We start from the raw sequence: 21,758 nt of genomic DNA on the forward strand, positions 1-21,758 counted from the left end.
CCTAGGTGTCATGTACAACAGGCACTACCTGGAGGTCCTCGGGCGACGAGGCCCCGGCTGAGGGGTCAGGGGGCCGGGGTCAGGAGGTCGCGGGCCGCCATCAGGGCGAAGCCCAGCAGGTTCAGCCCGCGCCAGGTCGCCGGGGAGGCCGCCCGTTCGTCGCCGGCGGCCAGGCCGATGCCCCAGACGCGGTCGTACGGGCTGGCCTCGACCAGGACCCGGTTCCGGGTGGTGAGCAGATACTCGCGCAGGCCGGCGTCCTGGCCGAACTTGGCGACGTTGCCGCGGACCACGATGTCGAAGCGGCGGGCCTGCCACACGTCCTCGTCGAAGCCGCGTACGGCGCGGCCGAGCGTCTTGGCCTCGCCGGGGTGGCCGGCCGCGAGGACCCGCTCGGCGGTGGCGTCGTCCCCGAACAGCCACGCCTTGTGCGCCATCATGTAGTGCTCGGCCGAGGCGAAGGCGCGGCCGTCCTCGGAGAAGGCGGCCGGCCACCACTGGGACAGGCACCCGGGGCCGACGCCGCCGTCGCGGGCCGGCTGGTGGCCCCAGAAGTACAGGTAGCGGAGGGCGTGGCCCGCCTGTTCCGCCGTAATCGCCTCGTCCACGCTGCGGAGCGCCGGCGGGACCACATGATCGGACACGCTCCCACCGTGCCACAGGAGGGCCGGGGCGCACCAACCGGTTTCCGGGGCGGGGTCAGATCGAGGAGAGGCCGAGCTCGACCGGCTCGGTGATGACGTCGACCAGGGCGCCGTTGCGGAAGACCGTGATGGGCAGCCGCCGGCCGATGGCCTCGGCGAACAGCAGCCGCTGAAGGCCCTGGGCGTCGCCCACCGGCTCGCCCCCGGCCGTCAGCACCAGGTCGTTCACCCGCAGGCCCGCCTTCGCCGCCGGCGAGCCGGGCACGACCTCGACCACCCGCAGCGCGTTCCGCCGGCCCTCGCGCTCCTGGAGCGCCGGCGGCAGCGGCGCCGGGGCGGTCACCAGGCCCAGGTAGGCGCGCCGGACCCGTCCCTCGTTCATCAGCGTGGCGATGATCGAACGCGTCGTCGTGTTGATCGGCACCGCCAGCCCGAGCCCGACGCCCGCGACGGCGGTGTTGATCCCCACAACCCGGCCCTCCGCGTCGGCGAGCGCGCCTCCCGAGTTGCCCGGGTTGAGCGCGGCGTCGGTCTGGATGACGTCCTCGATGAGGCGCGTGGCGGAGCCGATCCGGGCGGGCAGCGACCGTCCCAGGGCGGAGACGACGCCGGCCGTGACGGACCCGGCGAGGCCGAGCGGGTTGCCGACGGCCACGACGAGCTGCCCCACGACGAGGCCGTCGCTGTCGCCGAGGACCGCGGGCGGGGGAGTGGCGCCGAGCGCCCGGACCACGGCGAGGTCCGACAGCGGGTCGGAGCCGACGACGGAGAAGTCGGCCGACGTGCCGTCGGAGAAGGCCGCCGTGCCGCGCGTGGCCTCGCCCACGACGTGCGCGTTGGTGAGGAGGAACCCGTCGGCCGTGAAGACGACCGCCGACCCGCTTCCCCTGCGGGTCCTGAGGGCGGCGACCTTCGGCGTGAGCTCGGCCGCGACCGAGGACACGATGTGGGAGTACGCGTCGAGCGCCATGAAGCCTCCCTACGAGAATGCTTACTTGATTACATCGCAAGCACGGCCGAAGGGAAAGGTATTCCGCCGCCCACTATCCTGAGGCGGCGGACGTGCGTACGGGGGAGGGCGGAGCACGATGAGCGACCTCGTACGCGTCGGCCTGGCGGGGCTGGGGATCATCGCCCGGACCCACCTCGACGTGCTGGCCGAGCGCGCCGACGTGTCCCTGGAGTTCACGGCCGACCCCGGGCGGGCCGGGCCGCCGGACTTCCGCGGGTCCACGCCGCCGCACTACGGCGACCTCGCCGAGGCCCTCGCCGCGCACGACCCGGACCTGGTCGTGATCGCCACCCCGACGGCGACCCACGCGGACCTGACCGTACGGGCCCTCACGACGTCCACCGCCCGGGTGCTCGTGGAGAAGCCACTCGTCCACGACCTCGCGTCCCTCGACCGGCTGCGGGCGCTGGACGAGACCGCCGGGGTCCGCGGCCGCGTCTTCACCGCGCACCACTTCGCGTTCTCCCCCGAGGTGCGCTGGGCCGAGCGCCAGATCGCCGAGCACCCCGAGTGGGGTCCGATCACGAGCATCACCTCGGCGTTCCACGACCCGTACGTCCAGCGGGGCGAGCAGGCCTTCGCCTCGTACGGCTCGGCCTGGACGGACTCCGGGGTGAACCAGCTCAGCATGCTCGCCCGCTTCGTCGACCTCGCCGGGCTCAGCTCCGCGTACGACCTGGACGGCGGCGCGAGCGCCTGGTGCACGTGCGAGTACCGGTCCCGGGGCGAGCGGGGCACGGCCCGGCTGCGCACGAGCTGGCTCACCGGATCCAGCAGCAAGGAGACCGTCCTCGTCCTGGGCCGTTCCGGGGTGGAGGTCTGGATGGACCACACGGCGATGACCGGCTTCGCCGCGCGCGGCCGCGACCTGCTCGCCTCCCACGGCGACGACGGCCGGACCCCGCGGAAGGTCGCCCACTACCGGCCGCTGTACGAGAGCCTGCTCTCCGGCCGTCCCGACCCCGTGCTCGGCTTCGACACCACGGCGACCCTCATCGCGCTCCACCACTCCGCCGCCTGAGCCCCCGCGACGACGCGGACTCGGCGGGCGGCAGGAGGCTTGGCGGGCCTGATCTACTCCGGCCGGCGGGCGGTCATCGTGGCGGCCGCCCGGTCCGGCTCCCAGTGGGCGCGCAGCGACGTGATCAGTCCTCCGGCGTCGACGGTGTAGACGATCACGCAGTCCACGGTCATGGCCGCTCCGCCGCCGAACAGGACGGTGATCGCGGTGACGTTGGCGCAGCAGGGCCCGTTGGCGAAGGAGTCCGTGACGCGGAAGCGGAACCCCCGGGCCGCCGCCATGTTCGCGTCCCAGAACCTCCCGATCCCGTCGCGCCCCCGGTGCCCCGCCCCGTCCGGGTCGAGCATCGAGGGGCCGACGGGGTCCTCCACCAGGGCGTCCGGGGCGAACAGGGCGAGCCAGTCGTCCCGGCGTCCCTCGGCGACCGCGGACATGGACAGCCGCGCCGCCCGCCGCGCCGGGTGGTCGGCGTCGGGCGCGAGCCACGTGACGGCGGCGGTCATACCCGGACTGTAACGCGTTCTAGTCCTGGGTCAAGGGGAGACCCTGGCGATCACCGACTCCGCGAAGCGCTCCAGCAGTTCGATCTTGCGGGCCAGCGGCTGGGTGTCCGGTCCCTTGGCGTACGGCCACCGGAAGCCCACGATCAGGTCGGTCACGCCCTTGTCCGCCAGCCGCCGCACCCCGTCCACGCTGTACGCGTCGGGCGAGATCGCGTGGATCTCGAACGGCCGGCCGGCCGTGCCCTCCTCGGCGCGCAGGGCCGCCAGCCGGGCGAGCAGGGCGTCCAGCTCCGCCGGGTCGCCTCCCCCGTGCATCCACCCGTCGCCCATCCGGGCGGCCCGGCGCAGCGCCGCGTCGCTGTGCCCGCCCACGAGGATCGGGATCGGCTCGGTGGGCACCGGCGACATCTTCACCGGCGGCAGGTCGTAGAACTCGCCGTGGTACTCGAAGTAGCCGCCGCCCGTCAGCCCGCGGACCACCTCGATGGCCTCGTCCATCCGCCTGCCGCGCCGCGGCCAGGGGACGCCCATCGCCGCGAAGTCCTCCGGCCACGGGCTCAGGCCGACCCCGAGCGCCAGCCGGTTGCCGGTCAGGTACGCGATCGAGGCGGCCTGCTTGGCCACCAGCACGGGCGGCCGCACCGGCAGCTTGAGCACGAACGGCGTGAACCGGATCGTGGAGGTCACCGCCCCCATGGCCGCGATCAGGACGAACGTCTCGACGAAGCTCTTGTCCTCCAGGAACTCCCGGTCGCCGTCCGGTGTGTACGGGTAGCTCGTGCCGGAGTCCTTCGGGTAGACGAGGGAGTCGGCCACGCTGAAGCCCGCGTAGCCCGCCGCCTCGGCGGCCCGAGCCAGAGGGATGTGGTACGCCGGGTCCGTCATGGCCTCGGCATAGGTGAACCGCATCCTCCGAGCGTACGAGAACCTGTTCTACCCGCAAGGCCCGTTCCGGCCAAGTGGGACACGTACCGCCGGATGCTGCGATCCTTCTCCGAGAGGAGGTGCGCGCGATGGCGAGGTTCACGTCCCACGCCGAGGCCGTCGACGAGGATCACTGGGCGACGCGGGCGTTCCGGGACGGCTCGATCCCCAGGCTGCCCGGCCGGCTCCTCGGCGACGTCCTGCGCGAGACCGGCGGGGTCTACGAGCTCACGCTTCCGCTCACGGACCGCTTCCGAGGGATGCTCACCAGGGCGGCCGCGTTCAGCGAGGCCAACAGGCACCTTTTGCGGGTGGCCGGACAGACCACGGTGGTGATCTCCCTGGAGCACCTCCGCGGTCTCGACCCGGCCGTAACCAGGGTCATGTGCGGCTGCCGGATCGAGTTCGACGACGAGGACGAGGCGCGGGCCGTCAGCCCCCCGGACGGCGATCCGCCGCTCGGCGGCGGAGCCTGCCGGCCGCGGTAGGGGCGCCCCGCAAGGCCCGTTCCGGCCACGTGGGACAACGGAGGCGGTCAGGCCGGGTGGAAGACGGGGACCGCCTCGCCCCCCTCCGGGTGTTCGAACCCGGCGCGGACGCGCAGCCCGGCGGACACCTCCTCCGGTGCGACGCCGGTGAGCTGGGCCTGGAGCCACGGCCCCTCGTCGAGCTCGACGACGGCGACGACCGTCCGCGGGGCGGCCTCGCCGTCGGCCGGGCGGCCGTGCACCACCGCCCAGGTGATCACGGTTCCGGCGCCCGCCGACGGCGCCCACTCCTGCTCGGGCGTCCCGCAGTGGGCGCAGGCGCGGGCCTGCGGCGCGCTGAAGCCGCCGCACGACGCGCACCGCCGGACGAGCAGCTCGCCACGAGCGGCGCCGTCGAAGAAGGCGGCGGCGGCGGCGTCGCGGTGGACGATTCCCACGGGCATCCGGGCTGCTCCTAACGCGCGTGCGGGCTGAGGACGAGGGTGGAGTGGTGGTCGAGGACGCCGCCGTTCCCGCTCACCAGGACGACGTCGTTCCTGGCCGCCTGGCGGTCGCCGCCCTGGCCGCGGGCCTGGACGACGGCCTCCGACAGCGGCGTCATGCCCCACATGTAGTAGGAGGACAGCTGGCCGCCTCCGGTGTTCACGGCGAGTGAGCCCTCCGGGCCGAGCACGCCGCTCGTCACGAAGTCGCCGCCCTCGCCCTTGGCGCAGAAGCCGTAGTCCTCCAGGCTGACCAGCACGGTGTAGGTGTAGCAGTCGTACAGCTCCGCCACCCCGACGTCGGACAGCGTCACCCCGGCCATCTTCAGCGCCGCGGGCCCGGAGATCGCCGCCCCGCTGACGAGGCCGAACTCGCTGCCGCGCCCCATGACGTGACCCGGATGGGCCTGCCCCCACCCGAGCACGTGGACCGGGGGCTGCCGCAGGTGGACGGCCCGGTCGGCCGAGGTCACGATCACGGCGACGCCGCCGTTGCTCACCAGGCAGCAGTCCAGCAGGTGGAACGGCTCGGTGATCCACCGGGAGGCCTGGTGGTCGGCGAGGGTGATCGGCTCGCGCAGCTGGGCCAGCGGGTTCCGCGCCGCCCAGGCCCGCTGGGCCACCGCGATCGCGCCGAACTGCTCGCTGGTCGTGCCGTACGTCGTCATGTGCCGGCGGGCGGCCAGCGCGTACATCGTGGTGGCGCTGGAGATGCCCGACGCGGCGGCCAGCCCCTGCCAGCCCTTCGGCGCCCGGCCCGCCGACGCGTACGCGGACCCGCCCGGGCTCCTCTCCTTGAGCGGCGCGTCGGCGAAGACGCAGGCCACGGCGTCGGCCATGCCGCAGGAGACGGCCATCGACGCGTACTGCACCATGGCGCCCGCCGAGGACCCGTACGCCTGGACCTCCGACAGCAGCCGCAGGTCGCGCAGCCCGAGGTCGCGCTGCAGGCCGAGCCCCACGTCGCGGCTGAGCCCGGTGTTGGTCAGCAGGCCGTCCACCTCGGCGAGGTCCAGCCCGGCGTCGGCGGCGGCCAGCCGCACGGCCTCGGCCGCGAATTCGGGAGCGCTGCGGCCGTAGACCTTGCCCAGCTCCGTGATGCCGAGCCCCGCGATGACCGGTGCGCGGTTCATCGTGCCCTCCCGTTCCCCGTCGTCGTGCCGGTCCTCGTGATCGTCGTGACCCTCGTCGGCGTCGCCGTCAGGGTCATCGTGCCCGCCGCGCCGGCGCTCACGTGTCCGGAACGGCGACGTGCCGCGGGACGAGGCCGCCGGCGGGGGAGCCGGCGGCCTCGGGCTCACGGTCAGCGGGCGTCGCCGACCTGGACGGTCTCCTTGTCGTAGTTCTTCCCGTTGCCGTCCGGCTTGTAGTTCTTCTCGACGTTGCCCGCGATGTCCACCGAGAACCAGTGCACCTCGGTGGTCCTGTCCACGGTGATCTTCTGGGCGCCCTCCCGCATGCCGGCGGCGGCCAGCTTGGGCGAGCTCAGCGTCGGCCGGCTGCCGTCGAGCGTGTAGTACACGTTCGCCGGCTCGTCGGTGGAGAAGGTGAACGTGGCCGAGGTGGCGGTCGTGCCGGTCACCTCGAGGCGCGAGTCGGGGCGGTCGTGGTCGTCCGCGTAGGTTCGGGCGACCTCCAGGATGGCGATCTGCCCGTTGGCGAACTCCATCGCCTCCTCGTGGCCCTCGCTGAACGGCGGCTGGAAGCCGACCGCCTGGTACTGCTTGGTGGCCGGGTCGTAGACGTCGGCGCCGACCTCGAAGTCCCAGCCGATGATGCCCCGGTTGTACCAGTGCTCGTCGGCGCTGTTGCCGGCCGCCGAGTAGAGCACGTCCGTCACCGGGCCGGTGCGCCCGGGCCAGATGGCCGTGCCGCGCCACGCCTGGACGGCGGACAGGATGTGGCCGGAGGCGTCCCAGAAGTAGTTCTCGGTGCCGAAGTCGGCCCGCGGCAGCACCTCGCGCCCGGCGGTCTTGTACGCCCCCGGGGGCCACATGAAGTAGCCGCCGTAGGAGTGCGTGTTCATGGCGAACTTGATGTTGCGGAACGTGTCGGTCAGCCACACCTCGTTGCGGGTCTCCGGCTCCGACAGCTCGGCCGGGCCGCCGAAGGTGTCGCTCGTGCAGCTCGTCGACGCGCCGGTGTAGCCGTCGAACACCGAGCCCACGGTGAAGTTGCGGTTGAGGTCGACGCCCCACGAGTTGCGCCGCGCCGGGTCGCCGTTCGCCGCGGGGCAGTAGTTCGTCATGTTGCGGCGCTGCATGTTGTAGTCGTACATCGAGTAGTGGCCGCCGTCGGGGTTCACGGTCGGCAGGATGAAGATGTCGAGGTTGTCGACGAGCTTGCGGGTGGCGGCGTCCGTGTCGTAGTTGCGCAGCAGCCGCTCCGCGGTCTCCACGCAGGTGATCGGGGTCACCCACTCGCGGGCGTGCTCCTGGCAGTACAGGAAGACGCCCGTCCTGGAGCCGTCCCGGTGCTTGCCGATCCGCAGGACCTTCATCTGGAACGGCTGCCGCGACACCGTGGCCGGCGCCTTGAGGTTGTCGGTGAGGCTCGTCGCGGGGGCCTCGGCCACCACCCCGGCCCCGGCGTTGCCGCGGTAGGTGGCGGCGCTCAGCAGGGCCGACGCGGCGGAGTCCCCGTTGAGCGCGGCCACGACCTGGGCGGCGGTGCTCACGATCGCGCCGGACGCGTCGGTGGCCAGGCTGACCGTCACGGCCTTGCCGTTCACCGCGACCGACAGCGGAGCCGAGGCCGTGGACGGGCGCGCCAGCGCCACGCTGACCTCGTTGCCGCCCTCGGCGCCGTACGCCTTGGAGGTCACGTAGAACGTGCTCGCGGCGGCCGTGCCGAACTGCGCCTGCGCCGCCCGGCGGTAGCCGTTCGTCTTGTACGGCAGGTCGACGATCTGGGAGATCGCGGGGAACTCCTTGGCCAGCGCCGTGATCCGGCCGGTGACCTCCGTCGGGTCCATGTAGTGGTCCACGAAGTCCTGCACGTAGTGCGCGCCGGGGGCCTTGCGCGGCTCGCCGAGCCACTTCGTCACCGGGACGGTGACCGAGCCGCCCCGGCTGCTGGTCACGGTGACCTTCGCCGGGGTCTGGTCGACCGGCAGCGGCGTGTTGAAGCGGTGGTACATGTACTGCCCGGCGTCGGTGAAGCGCGACATCGTCGCCGTGCCGCCCGAGCCGGGAGCCGTGCCGGGGCCGCTGTCCCAGGTGGCGGTGAGCACGGTCTCCGCGTCGGTCGCGCTCGTCTTCACCTCCACGGACAGGAAGCGCCGGCCGTCGAGGCTGGTGAACCACTCCGCGCGCAGCGGGGTCAGCGTGTCGGTCTCCGCCGCGTCCGCGGACGCCGACGCGAGGGCCTGCCTCCGCTCGGCCGTGTTGGCGGCGTAGTCGCTCTGGTCGGAGATCGCGTCCCGGACGTCGAAGCCCTTGTCCCGCAGGTCGCGGGTCTCCTCGGGGCTCAGCACGGCGTGCACCTCGATGCCGCCGTCCACCGGCTTGGTGTACTCGGCCAGGTCGACCCCGAGCGCGGCGAGCCGGTCCACGGCGGCCTGGTCGGGGACGACGACCCGCATGAGGGCCACGCCGTTCTGGGCGGTGCTGGACGGTCGGTCGGGGGCGATCTCGCTCGGTTGCGGAGAAGGGGCGGCGAGCACCGGAAGGGCGTTCAGGGTGATCGCCAGCGGCAGCGCGAGGACCGCCGCCAGGCGCCTGGCTCTTCTGGGAGAGCTCCTCATCGAGTTTCCTCCAGTCGGCGTGCCCGGCCGGGCGGGGGAGGTCGACCGGCCGTTGATCACGCGAGTTGGAGGCAGTGTCAATCAGCGCCAAATGATCGTCAAGGCCTCATACCACCTGATTTCGGGATCTTTCAGTTACATCCTGATCTAGACGCCTTCAGAGGGATTTTGCGCACGACCGTCACGGGGGGCGGCCGTGTGTCATCCCGGGGAGAGCGCTGCGGCGATCCGCTCGGCGACCTCCCGCCAGTGGGCGAGCATGAGTTCCCGCTCGGACGCGCTCGCCAGCCGATCCTGGTGGATGCCGATCGTCGTGCCCGTCGCCGCGGGCGACACCGTGATCTGCAGCGTGGAGTCGTGCGTCCAGTCCGGCGGACGCCAGGTGAGGCGCACGCGGACCCGCTCGGTGCGGCTGCGCAGCTCCCCGCGCACGCCGTGGCCGGTGACGTAGGCGTCGCCCTTGCGCGTGCCCAGTTCGGCGGCGCCCAGCCACAGCGCCAGTCCATCGCCCAGGAGGTAGTCCCAGACGGCGTCGAGCGGGACCGGGACCGTTCGGCGCACGCCGAGCTCCCATCCCGCGTCCTTGGTGAGACCCGGTGTGGCGGACATGTAACCAGTAATACCGGTTTCACCGGGGGGCGGCAAGGGGCGAGCGCGTCATCACAGGTGAGGGCATGTCCGGGTGAGATCGGACAGGAGGTCAGGGCGGCCTTTTCCCTTACATGTTGATCTCTGTTCGACCACCGGACCCCCATATACCGTCGCGCTCGTCACCCCCCGTGCACTAGGGACGGACGGCCGGGCGGCCGTCCGCCAGGGTAGGAAGAGCCATGGCACGCACGCCGTTGTTCGCCGCACTCCGTCACCTCGTCGACCAGGCCGCGCCGGACGCGGCGCCCGCACCGTCGCCCACACCGTCGTCCGCAGCGTCCGGGCCGGCCGTCTCCCGCCGCACCCTGATGAAGGCGGCCGGCGCGGCGGCCGGCCTCGGCGCCACCGCCGCGTACGGCCTCACCGCTCCCGTCCGCGCCCGCGCGGCGCAGCCGCGGATCGTCGTCATCGGAGCCGGCCTCGCCGGGCTCACCGCCGCGTACCGGCTGAGGCAGGCCGGCTACACTGCGACCGTCTACGAGGCCGCCGACCGGGTCGGCGGGCGCTGCTGGAGCGACCGGGGCACGTTCGCGTCCGGCCAGGTCGTGGAGCACGGGGGCGAGCTCATCGACCAGGGCCACACGGCGCTGCTCCAGCTCACCCAGGAGCTCGGCCTCACCACACAGAACCTGCTCGCCGCCGAGCCCAGCGGCTCCGAGCCCGTCTTCCACTTCGACGGCGCCCGCTACGACTACGACACCGCCAAGGCCGACCTGAAGGGCATCTGGCAGCAGTTGCACGACGACGCGTCGGCGGCGAGCTACCCCACCCTCTACTCCGGCTACACCCAGCGCGGCTACGAACTCGACCACATGTCGGTGCGCGACTGGATCGACGCGTACGTCCCGGGAGGGTCCGGCTCGCGCCTCGGTCAGCTCCTCGACGTCGCGTACAACATCGAGTACGGCGCGGAGACCACGCGGCAGTCGTCGCTGAACCTCATCTACCTGCTGGCCTACCAGGGGCCCGGAAACATCCGGATGTTCGGGAAGTCGAACGAGAAGTACCACGTGACGGGCGGCAACGACCAGGTCGCCCAGCGGCTGGCGGCCGCCCTCCCCGGCCAGGTCGCGCTGGGCACGGCGCTGCGCGCGCTCGCCGACCGCGGTGACGGCACCTGGGCGGTCACCGCGGGAACGCCCGGGGCGGCGAAGTCCACAACCGTCGTCGCCGACCACGTCGTGTTGGCGCTGCCCTTCTCGCTGCTGCGCGACGTCGACCTCGCCGGCGCCCGGTTCCCCGCCCGCAAGGCCGCGGCGATCGCCGGGTCCCTGATGGGCACCAACTCCAAGCTGCACCTCCAGTTCAGCCGGCGGCTGTGGAACGAGATCGGGTCCAACGGGGAGACGTACGCCGACACGGGCTACCAGAACACCTGGGACGTCACGCGCGGGCAGAGCGGCACGGAGGGAATCCTGGTCAACTACACCGGCGGCGCGATCGGCGCGGACTTTGGAACGCTCCGGCCCGCCCAGTACGCCACGAGGTTCCTCGGCCAGTTCGAACCGGTCGTGCCCGGGATCGGCGCGCTCTGGAACGGGCGGGTTTTGCTGAACCACTGGGCGTCGTACCCGTGGACCCGCGGCTCCTACTCCTACTGGGGCGTGGGCCAGTACACCACGGTCGTCGGCGTGGAGCGCGAGGCCGTCGGCACCTGTCACTTCGCCGGCGAGCACACCTCTGTCGACTTCCAGGGATACCTCAACGGCGCCGTCGAGTCGGGCCAGCGCGCCGCCGCGGAGATCATCGCCGCCCTGCGGTGACGCGTGGATCCCGGGCGCGGCCGGCATGGTTCCGGCCGCGCCCGGCCGCGGCACCGCTCACCGCGGTCCGGTCTCCCGGGACCGCGGGGCGCGCCCTCTCGGGGGGGCGCACGACCGCCTCCGCGGGTCATGGGCGTGCAAGGTTTTGGTTCGGCTATGCCCTGGTCGGGTCTCGGCAATGGGCTCGTGGGCTTCCCCTTGCATAGGCTTTGACCTGTTCATTTGCCCCAAAATGGACGGATGGAGGGAGGGTGCGCCGTGAGAGGCCCCTTGTCATCACTCCTGCCGCGCTCGATCCGCGCCCGCTTCACCATCGCCGCGGCGGCGCTCGCGCTGGTGGCCCTCACCGTGATCGGAGCCGGGGTCGACTACTCGATCCGGAACATGATCGAGGATCACATCTACAAGGAGACGGGCCGCGTCGCCACCGACTGGATCGCCTCGATGCGGCCCGACCGCATCCCGCCTCCGATCACCACCCCGCGTATCGACCTCCTCCAGCTCGTCGACTCCCGTCAGCACGTCGTGGCCGCCAGCGCGGCCGCGGCGGGCAGGCCCCCGCTGAGCACGCTGCTGCCCCCCACGGACGACCGCATCCAGAGCGGGACGCGGTGTTCCCCCGGAACCGGATGCCTCATGCTCACGGCCGTCCGGATCTTCCCCCAGGAGGTCGGCCTGCTGTGGGGCGGCGAGACCCACGTGGTCTACGCGGCCATGCGGCAGCCACCGGTCCTGGCGACGCGCGAGCTCGAGCTCGTGACCGCGGGGCTCGTCCTGGTCGGCGTCGGCCTGGTGGCGCTCACGACCTGGCTCCTGGTGGGCCGCACGCTGCGGCCCGTCGCCGCCATCCGGTCGAGGATCGCCGAGATCACCGTCAGCGACCTGAGCCTGCGGGTGCCCGAGCCGCGCTCCGACGACGAGATCGGCCAGCTCGCCCGCACCGCCAACCGGACCCTCGCCCAGCTGGAGGAGTCCGTCGCCTACCAGCGGCACTTCGCCTCGATGGTCTCCCACGAGCTCAAGAACCCCGTCGCCGGCCTCCAGACCCAGCTGGAGGAGGCCCTGCTGTACCCCGGCCAGGTCGACCGCGACGAGACGATCAGGTCGGCGCTGTCCACCGCCACCCGGCTGCGCGCGATCATCGACGACATGCTGGTCTTCGCCCGGGTCCGCAACGTGTCGCCGGAGGGGCCGGCCCCCGTCGACCTGACCCGGCTCGTACGGGACGAGGTGGTCGCCCGGGCGACGGGGGTGCCGGTGCGGGCCGACGCGGAACCCGGCGTCCGGGTGCTCGGCAACCACATCCAGCTCGCCGCCGTGGTGAGCAACCTGATGGTCAACGCGCAGCGGCACGCGGCCACGTCCGTCGAGGTCACGGTACGGAGGTCGGGCGGCCACGCCGTCGTGGCCGTGACCGACGACGGCGACGGCATCGCGCTACGCGACCGGGAGCGCGTGTTCGAGCCGTTCGTGCGGCTGCAGGACGGACGCCGCCGGGACCCGAAGGGCAGCGGGCTCGGCCTGGCCATCAGCCGCGCGATCGCCCTGGCCCACGACGGCACCCTGACGATCGAGGACTCCCCGCGGGGCGCCCGCTTCGTCCTGCGGCTCCCGCTGTTCGACGCCGGCCCGCCGCCCCGGGCGGAGGGGGCTCCCGAGGGCCTGGAGGGGCGCGACGGCGACAGCGGGCGGCGCGGCCCCGCCCGCGAGGCGGTGCGGACGACGTGAGGGCCGCCGCCGCGCGAGAGCGCGCCGCGGGCGGTTCCCGCGCCGCGCGGAGGGCATCACCGCCTACGGGAGCGGCGACCGCGCCGGGAACGGCCGGACGGCCCGCCCGCTCCGACGCGAGCGTGGTGGACGTGGCACGACCGGGCCCCGACGACCTCGCCCGGGCCGTACGGGCCGCGGGCGTCCGCGACGAGCGCCTGATCGAGGCGGTCCGCGCCACGCCCCGGGCGGGGTTCGTGGCGGCGGGCCAGGCGGCACGGGCGTACGAGGACGTGCCGCTGCCCATCGGCCACGGGCAGGTCACCACGCAGCCCTCGCTGTCCGCCCGGATGATCGAGGGGCTCGCGCTCACCGGACGCGAGCACGTGCTGGAGGTCGGCACCGGGCTCGGCTTCCAGACCGCGCTGCTCGCCCGGCTGGCCGGCGGCGTGGTGAGCGTCGACCTGTGGCCCGATCTCGTCACCCGGGCGCGGCGCAACCTCGCCCGGCGGGGCATCGGCAACGTCGAGGTGCTCGTGGGGGACGGCGGCCAGGGGGCGCCGGAGCGCGCGCCGTACGACGCGGTGCTGGTGTCGGCCGCGTTCCCCACCGTCCCCGCGCCGCTCGTCGGGGTGCTGCGGCCCGGCGGCCGCCTGGTGCAGCCCATCGGGACCGGCGGCCAGGAGGAGGTCGTCCTGTTCGAACGCACCGTCATCGGGCTGGAGCCCCGGGAGGTGCTGAGCCTGGCGCGGTTCGTCCGCCTCCACGGCCGGTACGGCTACCCCTCCTGAGGCGCGGACGCGCGTACGGGCGGAGGCGGCCGGGGCCGGTGCGGTCGTCACCGGCGTCCGTCCAGGCCGGACGGCAGGGCGCGGGCTTCACGGACGCCGTGATGGGGAGAAAACCCGGAGTGTTCGTCGGCCGATCCACACAGGCGGGGTGGTCGCCGTGTACCAGCAGGTCCTCGATCCCGTCGCCCACTCGCTCGCCTGGAGCTCAGTTGTCGCGGCGCTGCCGCTGCTCCTGCTGTTCGTGCTGCTCGGGCTGGTGCGCCTGACTGCGTGGGTCGCCGCGCTGGTGTCGCTCGCGCTCGCCCTCCTGGTCGCCGTCGCGGTGTACGGCATGCCCGCCGGGCAGGCGCTGCTGGCCGGGACCGAGGGCGCGGCGTTCGGGTTCTTCCCGATTCTCTGGATCGTCGTCAACGCGATCTGGGTGTTCGAGATGACGGTCGAGACCGGGCACTTCGACGTGCTGCGGCGCTCGTTCGCCCGGGTGAGCGACGACCGGCGGATCCAGGCGATCATCATCGCGTTCTCGTTCGGCGCGCTCCTCGAGGCCCTCGCCGGCTTCGGGACGCCGGTGGCGGTGACCTCGGTCATGCTGATCGCCCTGGGTTTCCAGCCGCTCCGGGCCGCCGTGCTCGCGCTCAGCGCCAACACGGCCCCCGTGGCGTTCGGGGCCATGGCCACGCCGATCATCACGCTGGGCAAGGTGACGGGCATCCCGAGCGACACCCTCGGGGCCATGGCCGGCAGGCAGACCCCCGTCCTCGCGGTGTTCGTGCCGCTGGCGCTCGTCGTGATCGCGGACGGCCCGCGCGGCCTGAGGGAGACGTGGCCGGTGGCGCTGACGTGCGGGCTGGTCTTCGCCGTCGCGCAGTACGCCACCTCCAACTTCGTCTCGGTGCCGCTCTCCGACGTGGTCGCGTCCCTCCTGTCGGCGGCCGCCGTGGTCGCCCTGGTCCGGGTGACCGGTTCACGCCCGGCCCCCGCCGGGCCCGCAGTGATCGCGGGCGGCGCGGCCGACGAGCCCACCGCTGAGTTCACGGGAGGCGTCACCCGCCCCGACTCGCGGGCCGAGGTGATCCGGGCCTACGCCCCCTACGCGATCATCGTCGCCGTCTTCGTCGTCTGCCAGATCCCCCCGGTCAGGAGCCTCCTCGACCGCGCGACGAGCATCGTGAGGTGGCCCGGGCTCCACCTGCTCGGCGTGAAGGGCGAACCGCTGTCGCCGGCGTCGTTCACGCTCAACCTCCTCACCACCCCCGGGACGCAGATGCTCGCCGCGGGGCTGCTTACGATGCTCGCGCTCCGGCGCACGCCGGCCCGCGCCGTCAGGGCGTACGGAGCGACGCTCCACCGGCTGCGGTGGGCGATCGTCACGGTGATGGCGGTGCTGGCGCTGGCCTTCGTGATGAACGCCTCGGGGCAGACCACCACGCTCGGCGCCTGGATGGCCGGCGCGGGCGACGTTTTCGCGCTGCTGTCGCCGATCGTCGGCTGGCTCGGGGTGGCGGTGACCGGCTCCGACACCTCGTCCAACTCGCTGTTCGGCGCGCTGCAGGTGGCCGCCGCCAGGGAGGCGGGGCTCAGCCCGACCCTGCTGGCCGCCGCGAACAGCTCGGGCGGCGTGCTCGGCAAGATGATCTCCCCGCAGAACCTCGCGATCGCGGCCGCGGCCGTCGGCCTGCACGGCAGGGAGGGGGACATCTTCCGGCGCGTCATCGGCTGGAGCCTGGCATTCCTGGTCGCCCTCTGCGTGCTTTCCGGGCTCCAGGCCTCCCCGGTCCTGTCCTGGATGGTCCCCTGACTCGGACCTGATGCCCTGCTGGGGTATGTTATGGTCGCACCGGTGCATACCCCCTATGGGTAAATATCTGGCAAAGGAGTGAGACGGGATGACCATCGCCGCCTACACCGTCACGGGCATGACCTGCGGACACTGCGTGAGCTCCGTGAAGGAGGACGTCGGGGAGGTGCCGGGCGTCACCGGCGTGGAGGTCGACCTGGCCACGGGCCTGGTCACCGTGCGGAGCGGCGAACCCGTCGACCCGGCTCTGATCGCGGCGGCGGTCCGCGAGGCCGGGTACGAGGTGGCCGGGTACGAGGTGGCCGGGTACGAGGTGGCCGGGTACGAGACGGCCGGGACTGGGACGGCCGGGACTGGGACGGCCGGGGCGCCGTGAGCGCCGCGACCAGAACCGCGGTGTACGCCCTCGGCCTCGGCGTCGCGTTCGCGGCCGCGTTCGGCGCCGGCAGGGCCGTCGGGGACGCCGACGGCCTCGGCCCGGCGCCGGCCCCGACCGGCCACGCGGCCTCGGGGGGCATGAGCATGCCGGGTGGAGTGCCCGGGCACGGCGCCGACGGCGACGCGGCCTCCGGGGGCATGAGCATGCCCGGTGGTGTCGTCGGGCACGGCGCCGCCGGCCACCAGGCCCACGAGAGCGCCCTCCCGGAGGGGCTCCAGATCTCGCAGGACGGCTACACGCTGCGGCCGACGACCACGACCCTCGAGCCCGGCCGGGAGACGGAGTTCACCTTCCGCGTCATCGGGCCCGACGGCGCACCGGTGACGCGCTACCGCACCGAACACGGCAAGAAGCTCCACTTCATCGTCGTGAGCCGGGATCTCGGCACGTTCCGGCACGTCCACCCCGCCCTCGACGGCTCGGGCCTGTGGTCGGTCCGGCTGACGCCGCCGTCGGCCGGGCCGTACCGCGCCTTCGCCGACTTCGCCCCGGAGGGGCACGACCCGCTGACCCTGGGCGTCGACCTCCAGGCCCCCGGCGGCTACACCCCGCGTCCGCTGCCGGCCCCGTCCCGTACGGCGACGGTCGACGGCTACACGGTCACGCTCGTCGGCGCGCTCACGCCGGGGAGGGCCGCCCCGCTCACGGCCACCGTCACCCGGGCCGGGCGGCCCGTCACCGACCTCCAGCCCTATCTGGAGGCGTACGGCCACCTGGTCGCCCTGCGCGCCGGGGACCTGGCCTACCTGCACGTGCATCCCCAGGGCGCCCCGGGCGACGGGGTGACCCCGGCCGGGCCGGCGATCACCTTCCACGCGCAGGTCCCCAGCGGGGGCGCGTACCGGCTGTTCCTCGACTTCCGGCACGGCGGGTCCGTCCACACGGCCGCCTTCACGGTGACCGCGGACGGGACGGACGGCTGAGCGCCGGAAGAAGAGGCGGGCGGCCTTGGGGAAGAGATGACCGTTTCCTGGCCGCCCTCTGGCCATGATCTCCGGCGACCGGGTACGGAGGGATCGAGCACTGTGGGAAGAGGTGACGAATCATGGTGCGATCAGGTCTCAACCGTCCCGACGTGATGGAGCTGCGGCAGACGTACGACCGAGTGGGGTCGGCCGCGCCCGCGCAGGTCATGGATGGACTCACCTGCCTCGCGGGCCTGTATCTGGCCATCTCGCCGTGGGTCGTGGGGTTCACCGGGTTCCGGAGCCTGCTCGTCAACAACCTGATCGTCGGCCTGGCCGTCGCGGCGCTCGCCCTCGGGTACGCGTCCGCGTTCGGCCGCACGTACGGCGTGAGCTGGGTGACGCCGTTGCTGGGCATCTGGACGATCGTCGCGCCCTGGGTGATCAGGGGGCAGCCGGCGACGACCGCGACGATCTGGAACAACGTGGTCACCGGGGCCGTCATCCTCGTGCTCGGCGCGGGCGCGATGGCTATGGCCCTGCGGCACCGGATGCCCGCGCGCGCGCCACGGGCGACCGGGGAGACGCACCCCGGCGAGTGGTGACGCCGAGCCCGGCAGCCGGGCGTCGCCCCGTCACCCCGGAGATCCGGGCGTGAGCTTTCGGCGGCCTCATAGGGGCGACCGGGACCGGACGCCGTGACCGTCACGATCCTGGTCGCCCTCGCCGGGGCGGCGCTGCTGGGCGTCGGGTTCGTGGCCCAGCAGCACGCCGCCTACACCGAGCCGCTCAGACGGATGCTGCACCTCAGCCTGCTGGCCGACCTGATCCACAAGCGGTTGTGGCTGGGCGGCCTGGCGGCCATGGTCGGCGGTCAGGTGCTGGGCGCGCTGGCCCTGCGGGAGGCCGACGTCACGCGCGTCGAGCCGCTGCTGGCCACCAACCTGCTGTTCGCGCTGGGGACGGCGGCCGTCGTGTACCAGGAGCGCCTGGGCCCGGGGGAGTGGCTGGGCGCCATTTTGGTGAGCGGCGGCGTGGCCGGGTTCCTGCTGTCGGCGCAGCCGCACGGGGGAGGGCTGCCGGGTCCCGCCTCCCTGGTGTGGTTCGGCGTGCTGGCCGTGCTGGCGGTGGCCGCGGTGCTGGTCGCGGTGGCCTTGCGGGTCGCCCTGCAGACCAAGGCGATGCTGCTGGCAGCGGCGGCCGGAGTGCTGTACGGGCTGCAGGACGTGCTGACCCGGGGGTCCCTGCTGTCGCTCAGGGAGGGGCCGGCGGCGCTGTTCACGACCTGGCAGCCGTATCTTGTGCCGCTGATCGCGGCGGCCGGGATCCTGCTGAACCAGAGCGCGTTCGACGCGGCCCCGCTGCGGATCTCGCTGCCCGCGACCACCGCGGCCGAGCCGATCACCGGCATCGTGCTCGGCGTGGCGATCCTCGGCGAGCGGCTGCGCGTCGCCCCCGACGCCCTGGCCGGCGAGGTCCTCGGCCTGATCGCGCTCGTGGCCGGCATCGTGGTCCTCGGCAGGTCGCCGTTCCTGGCAAAGTCGGAACAGGGCCGGTCCGAGCGGCCCGACCCCGAGCGGCGGTAACTCTTCCGGCCCGGCCGCGGCGGCGTCCCCGGCCCGGCCGCGGCGGCGATCAGCGGGTGGGCGGGGCGAACTCGGGCTGGTCGATCAGGCGCAGCCAGCTCCCGTCCGGCTGGCGGCGGACGACCTGGGCCCGGGCGCCCGCCCCGTCCTTCGGCGGGGTCGAGGTGAGGGCGATGTCCCCGTGGACCAGCGTGGGCAGCGGCTCCTCCGGCTCGAACCGGGGCCGGTCGGCCAGCACCTTCTCCCACAGCGCGCGGATGGCCTCGCGGCCCACGGTCCGGGAGCCCGGCGGGTAGGCCAGCACCGCGTCCTCCTCGTAGAGCGCGGCCACCCCCGCCGCGTCCCCGGCGTTCGACCGCTCGACGAACAGGCGGGTGATGTCCTCGGGCCGCCAGGCCTTCTCGTGTTCCGTCATGGGTTCCTCCTCGGTGGGATCTCGTCCACGACCCACCCTGGTCGACCGACGTCCAGAAGTCCAACAGATGGTTCTGATGGGAACTAGAATCAGCAGTTATGGAACTGCGGCAGCTCGAGTACTTCGTGGCGGTGGCGGAGGAGCGCAGCTTCACCCGTGCGGCCCAGCGGGTGCACATCAGCCAGTCGGGCGTGAGCGCCCAGATCCGGCACCTGGAGCGCGAGCTCGGCGCCGAGCTGTTCGACCGGTCGGCGCGCACGGCCACGCTCACGGTCGCGGGCAAGGCCGCCCTGGAGCACGCCCGCGCCGCGCTGGCCGCGGCCGGCGCCCTCGCCCAGTCGGTGGGAGAGGTGACCGGCCTCATCCGGGGACGGCTGACCGTCGGGATGGTCGTCGGCTGCACGATCACGCCGCTGTTCGACGCCCTGGCCGCGTTCCACCGGGCCCATCCCGGCGTGGAGATCGCGCTGACGGAGGACAACTCCGACCGGCTCGTCGAGGCCGTGCGCGCCGGGACGGCCGACCTCGCCCTGGTGGGGACGGCGGCGGCACCGGAGGGGCTGGAGGCGCTGACGATCGTCAGCGAGCGGCTCGTCGCGGCGGCTCCCCCGGGGCATCCGCTGGCCGCGGTGGATCGGGTGACCCTGCCCGACCTGCTGGACCACCCGCTCGTGTGCATGCCGCGCGGCACCGGGCTGCGGGCCGTGCTCGACCGGGCATGCGAGGCGCGGGGGCTGCGGCCGGTGGTCGCCCTGGAGGCCGGCGCCGCGGACGCCGTCGCCGACCTCGCCGCCCGGGGCCTCGCCGTCGCCGTCCTCAGCGAGTCGATGGCCTCCCTCCACCGCGACCGGCTCACCACGTCCCTGATCGAGGACGTCGAGACGCCCGCCCTGCTCGCCCTGGTCTGGCGCAGCCCCTCCGGGCCGGCCGTGCGGGCGTTCCTCGGACACGCGCGGAGGGCGTTCGCCGGGCCGGGCGGACCGCCGGCTCCCCAGGTGACGGCGGCTACGGGCGGGTGACGTACAGGCGGGTCGTGGTGCCGCCGGCGTGGTCGTGCCAGCGCACCAGGTCGGCCAGCTCGTTGACCAGGACCAGGCCGTGGCCGCGCTCGTGGGACCGCTCGGGCGGGACGCGCCCGGCCAGCGGGTCGCGGATGTGGCCGGTGTCGTCGATCTGGCAGACCAGCGCGCCGGGCTCGGCCCAGACGGTGAGCGTGCCCCCGGACCCGGTGTGCTCGACGGCGTTGGCCGCCAGCTCGTTGACCGCCATCAGGACCTCGGCCACCCGCTTGGGGGCGAGGCCGGCGGCGCCGGCGTGCCGGGCGAGGGACGCGCGCAGCGGCGCCAGGTCCGTGAGGCTCGCGAAGCCCTCCCGGTGGGCGCCGGGGGGCGGCGGCGGGAGGGGCCGGTCGAACAGGGCGGCGGCCTCCGCCGGGTCGGTGTAGTCCGGGCTCTCCCAGCTCGCTGTGCCGTCCGACATGATCGGATGCGTCCGGTGGGAGTCGCGCACGGCGTCCGGGTCGAGCCCGGTGGTGTCGTACGGGCACAGGATGGCGGCGTCGCGCCCGGCGAAGGCCGCGTTGATGAGCGCCTCGTGCGCCGCGCAGGCGGGGTACTCGACCGCGCTCCGACCGGGCCAGATCGGCTCGCCGATGATCCACACCCGGCGGCCCGCGTTCCGGCGGGCGAAGTCGAGCAGCACGCGGGGGATGATCCGCCCGGGGTTGCGGCCGGCGACCGCCATGTCGGCGAAGCGGACCTCCGCGGCCCGGTCGCCCAGACGCTCCCTGATCAGGCTCCCGTTGCCGCCGGGGACGGCGACCAGGACAGGGTCGCCCGCCTCCAGTCCCCGCCGGGCGAACGCCGCGCACCCCTCGGCGTAGTCGCCGGGCGCGGAGTACAGCAGGCCGATGTGCTCGAACGGGTCCGCCTCGGGAAGGGCGGGCGACGCCCCGGCGCTCACGCGACCCTCCCGTCCGCCGTGGCCGCCTCTTCGTCCGGCTGGTCGAGGAAGGCCAGGAGGTCGACCAGGAAGGGGCCCGAGCCCTCCAGCCGCATGCGGCCGCCGGAGGACGTGACGGCGCTCGCGAGCGCCCGGGCGGCGCCGAGGTCCGCGAAGGTCAGCCCGGACACGTCGACGACGACCGGATCGTTCCCGGTGGGCACGTCCTCGACCAGGTGGCGGAGGACGGTCGCGAGCGCGTCGCGGTTGGTCATGTCGGCCTCGCCGCTCAGCGACAGCCCCGTGGAGGTCCGGCGCATGCGCAGCAGCGGCCGCCACTCGTCGCCGGATCCGGCGTCCGCCTGCGCCGTGCCGGGGTGGGCCATGCCGACGCGTTCCAGCTCCCTGGCCGTGAACAGCCGCCGGTCGTAGCAGCACAGGGCGAGCGCCTCGCCCTGGGAGAAGATGCGGTTGGCCTGGGCCTCGTACCACGCCAGGCGGTCGATGCCGGGGATCGGCCGCACGGTCCATCCCATGTCGGCCGCCACCCGCAGCCCGGCGTACCCCTGCCGCCGCGCCTCCTCCACGGCCGTCGTCCACCCCCGCAGCGCCTGCTCCGGGTCGAAGGCGCCCCGGGCCAGGTAGGACTCGTCGGCCGTGCTCACGACCAGGCGGCCGGAGCGCCGGGCGTCGTCCGCGTCCACGCCGTACGTCTCGACGGCGGCCAGGAACGCCGCCGGCAGGAAGGTGTCGGTGAGGTACAGCACCTTCTGGTCCTGGGCCAGTCCGGCACGGACAAAACGGGCCAAAGCCTCCAGGTGCCGCTCGTGGTCGTCGAAGGTCCAGCAGACGTGGTCGCCGAGGGAGAGCGCGTCGACTGTGGTGGGATCTGCCATCAAGAGCTTCCCGCTACTAGGCGAACGGCGGCGGCGACGGTCGCGGC

At 73.7% G+C, this 21,758-nt stretch carries 21 protein-coding genes and 1 pseudogene; 11 read left to right on the forward strand and 11 right to left on the reverse strand.

From position 1 onward, the window contains the following. Positions 1–65 precede the first annotated feature (65 nt). Positions 66–644 carry a riboflavin biosynthesis intermediates N-glycosidase gene (ybiA, locus tag Mco01_RS13645; protein WP_239103591.1) on the reverse strand — a complete coding sequence of 193 codons (579 nt, stop codon included), beginning with the start codon at positions 642–644 and terminating at the stop codon, positions 66–68. A gap of 55 nt (positions 645–699) precedes the next feature. Next, the gene (locus tag Mco01_RS13650) at positions 700–1,614 is read right to left on the reverse strand and encodes a S1C family serine protease (protein WP_204057263.1); all 915 of its coding nucleotides are present in this window, start codon (positions 1,612–1,614) and stop codon (positions 700–702) included. 118 nt (positions 1,615–1,732) lie between these two features. On the opposite strand from Mco01_RS13650, the gene Mco01_RS13655 reads away from it, so the two are divergent. Then, complete coding sequence (locus tag Mco01_RS13655; RefSeq protein ID WP_204057264.1) at positions 1,733–2,677, forward strand: Gfo/Idh/MocA family protein; 945 nt, start codon at positions 1,733–1,735, stop codon at positions 2,675–2,677. A 53-nt stretch (positions 2,678–2,730) separates the two neighbouring features. Here Mco01_RS13655 and Mco01_RS13660 read toward each other — a convergent pair whose 3' ends face one another. Both Mco01_RS13660 and Mco01_RS13665 read right to left on the reverse strand, forming a co-directional pair. Then, the gene (locus tag Mco01_RS13660; protein WP_204057265.1) at positions 2,731–3,180 is read right to left on the reverse strand and encodes a nuclear transport factor 2 family protein; all 450 of its coding nucleotides are present in this window, start codon (positions 3,178–3,180) and stop codon (positions 2,731–2,733) included. Positions 3,181–3,210: 30 nt separating this feature from the next. Next, positions 3,211–4,089, reverse strand: a complete 879-nt coding sequence (locus Mco01_RS13665; protein WP_204057266.1) for a TIGR03619 family F420-dependent LLM class oxidoreductase — start codon at positions 4,087–4,089, stop codon at positions 3,211–3,213. A gap of 104 nt (positions 4,090–4,193) precedes the next feature. Here Mco01_RS13665 and Mco01_RS13670 point away from each other — a divergent pair, with 104 nt between their 5' ends. Next, complete coding sequence (locus tag Mco01_RS13670; protein WP_204057267.1) at positions 4,194–4,592, forward strand: hypothetical protein; 399 nt, start codon at positions 4,194–4,196, stop codon at positions 4,590–4,592. Between the two features lie 47 nt (positions 4,593–4,639). Here the strand turns inward: Mco01_RS13670 and Mco01_RS13675 are convergent, their stop codons facing one another. From Mco01_RS13675 to Mco01_RS13690, 4 genes are all read right to left on the reverse strand, one after another. Then, a complete protein-coding gene (locus tag Mco01_RS13675; RefSeq protein ID WP_204057268.1) occupies positions 4,640–5,035 on the reverse strand; it encodes a Zn-ribbon domain-containing OB-fold protein in 396 nt (131 codons plus the stop codon). Positions 5,036–5,046: 11 nt separating this feature from the next. Further along, on the reverse strand, positions 5,047–6,207 hold the full coding sequence (locus Mco01_RS13680) for a thiolase family protein (protein ID WP_204057269.1): 1,161 nt from the start codon (positions 6,205–6,207) through the stop codon (positions 5,047–5,049). Between the two features lie 170 nt (positions 6,208–6,377). Next, positions 6,378–8,819, reverse strand: coding sequence for a M14 family metallopeptidase (locus Mco01_RS13685; RefSeq protein WP_204057270.1), 2,442 nt, complete (start codon positions 8,817–8,819; stop codon positions 6,378–6,380). A 201-nt stretch (positions 8,820–9,020) separates the two neighbouring features. Further along, on the reverse strand, positions 9,021–9,428 hold the full coding sequence (locus tag Mco01_RS13690; protein WP_204057271.1) for an SRPBCC domain-containing protein: 408 nt from the start codon (positions 9,426–9,428) through the stop codon (positions 9,021–9,023). A gap of 221 nt (positions 9,429–9,649) precedes the next feature. On the opposite strand from Mco01_RS13690, the gene Mco01_RS13695 reads away from it, so the two are divergent. The 8 genes and pseudogenes from Mco01_RS13695 to Mco01_RS13730 all read left to right on the forward strand — a co-directional run bounded on the left by Mco01_RS13695 (position 9,650) and on the right by Mco01_RS13730 (position 18,459). After that, positions 9,650–11,233: a flavin monoamine oxidase family protein gene (locus tag Mco01_RS13695; RefSeq protein WP_204057272.1), complete on the forward strand. Its 1,584-nt coding sequence runs from the start codon at positions 9,650–9,652 to the stop codon at positions 11,231–11,233. A 258-nt stretch (positions 11,234–11,491) separates the two neighbouring features. Then, complete coding sequence (locus tag Mco01_RS13700) at positions 11,492–12,961, forward strand: sensor histidine kinase (protein ID WP_204057273.1); 1,470 nt, start codon at positions 11,492–11,494, stop codon at positions 12,959–12,961. 131 nt (positions 12,962–13,092) lie between these two features. After that, positions 13,093–13,731, forward strand: a complete 639-nt coding sequence (locus tag Mco01_RS13705; protein ID WP_204057274.1) for a protein-L-isoaspartate O-methyltransferase family protein — start codon at positions 13,093–13,095, stop codon at positions 13,729–13,731. A gap of 157 nt (positions 13,732–13,888) precedes the next feature. Further along, positions 13,889–15,529, forward strand: a complete 1,641-nt coding sequence (locus Mco01_RS13710) for an L-lactate permease (RefSeq protein WP_204057275.1) — start codon at positions 13,889–13,891, stop codon at positions 15,527–15,529. An 88-nt stretch (positions 15,530–15,617) separates the two neighbouring features. Next, positions 15,618–15,818, forward strand: a pseudogene (locus tag Mco01_RS13715) (heavy-metal-associated domain-containing protein); the annotation flags it as partial. An 83-nt stretch (positions 15,819–15,901) separates the two neighbouring features. Then, positions 15,902–16,891 carry a DUF8832 domain-containing protein gene (locus Mco01_RS13720; RefSeq protein ID WP_204057277.1) on the forward strand — a complete coding sequence of 330 codons (990 nt, stop codon included), beginning with the start codon at positions 15,902–15,904 and terminating at the stop codon, positions 16,889–16,891. Positions 16,892–17,013: 122 nt separating this feature from the next. Next, on the forward strand, positions 17,014–17,478 hold the full coding sequence (locus Mco01_RS13725) for an SPW repeat protein (RefSeq protein WP_204057278.1): 465 nt from the start codon (positions 17,014–17,016) through the stop codon (positions 17,476–17,478). Positions 17,479–17,571: 93 nt separating this feature from the next. Further along, the gene (locus Mco01_RS13730; protein WP_198166963.1) at positions 17,572–18,459 is read left to right on the forward strand and encodes a DMT family transporter; all 888 of its coding nucleotides are present in this window, start codon (positions 17,572–17,574) and stop codon (positions 18,457–18,459) included. 49 nt (positions 18,460–18,508) lie between these two features. On the opposite strand, the gene Mco01_RS13735 is transcribed toward Mco01_RS13730, so the two are convergent. Beyond that, entirely contained in the window at positions 18,509–18,874 is a 366-nt protein-coding gene (locus Mco01_RS13735; protein ID WP_204057279.1) for a YybH family protein, read from the reverse strand. A 98-nt stretch (positions 18,875–18,972) separates the two neighbouring features. Between Mco01_RS13735 and Mco01_RS13740 the strand changes: the two genes are divergently transcribed. Continuing rightward, positions 18,973–19,893 carry a LysR family transcriptional regulator gene (locus Mco01_RS13740; RefSeq protein WP_204057280.1) on the forward strand — a complete coding sequence of 307 codons (921 nt, stop codon included), beginning with the start codon at positions 18,973–18,975 and terminating at the stop codon, positions 19,891–19,893. Here Mco01_RS13740 and Mco01_RS13745 read toward each other — a convergent pair. Further along, positions 19,880–20,836 carry an anti-sigma factor RsbA family regulatory protein gene (locus Mco01_RS13745; RefSeq protein WP_204057281.1) on the reverse strand — a complete coding sequence of 319 codons (957 nt, stop codon included), beginning with the start codon at positions 20,834–20,836 and terminating at the stop codon, positions 19,880–19,882. The genes Mco01_RS13740 and Mco01_RS13745 overlap by 14 nt on opposite strands. Next, positions 20,833–21,711, reverse strand: coding sequence for an MEDS and STAS domain-containing protein (locus Mco01_RS13750; RefSeq protein ID WP_204057282.1), 879 nt, complete (start codon positions 21,709–21,711; stop codon positions 20,833–20,835). Before Mco01_RS13750 ends, Mco01_RS13745 begins: the two co-directional genes overlap by 4 nt. Positions 21,712–21,758 lie beyond the last annotated feature (47 nt).

This window comes from Microbispora corallina, from assembly GCF_016863035.1.
Classification (GTDB): Bacteria; Actinomycetota; Actinomycetes; order Streptosporangiales; family Streptosporangiaceae; genus Microbispora; species Microbispora corallina.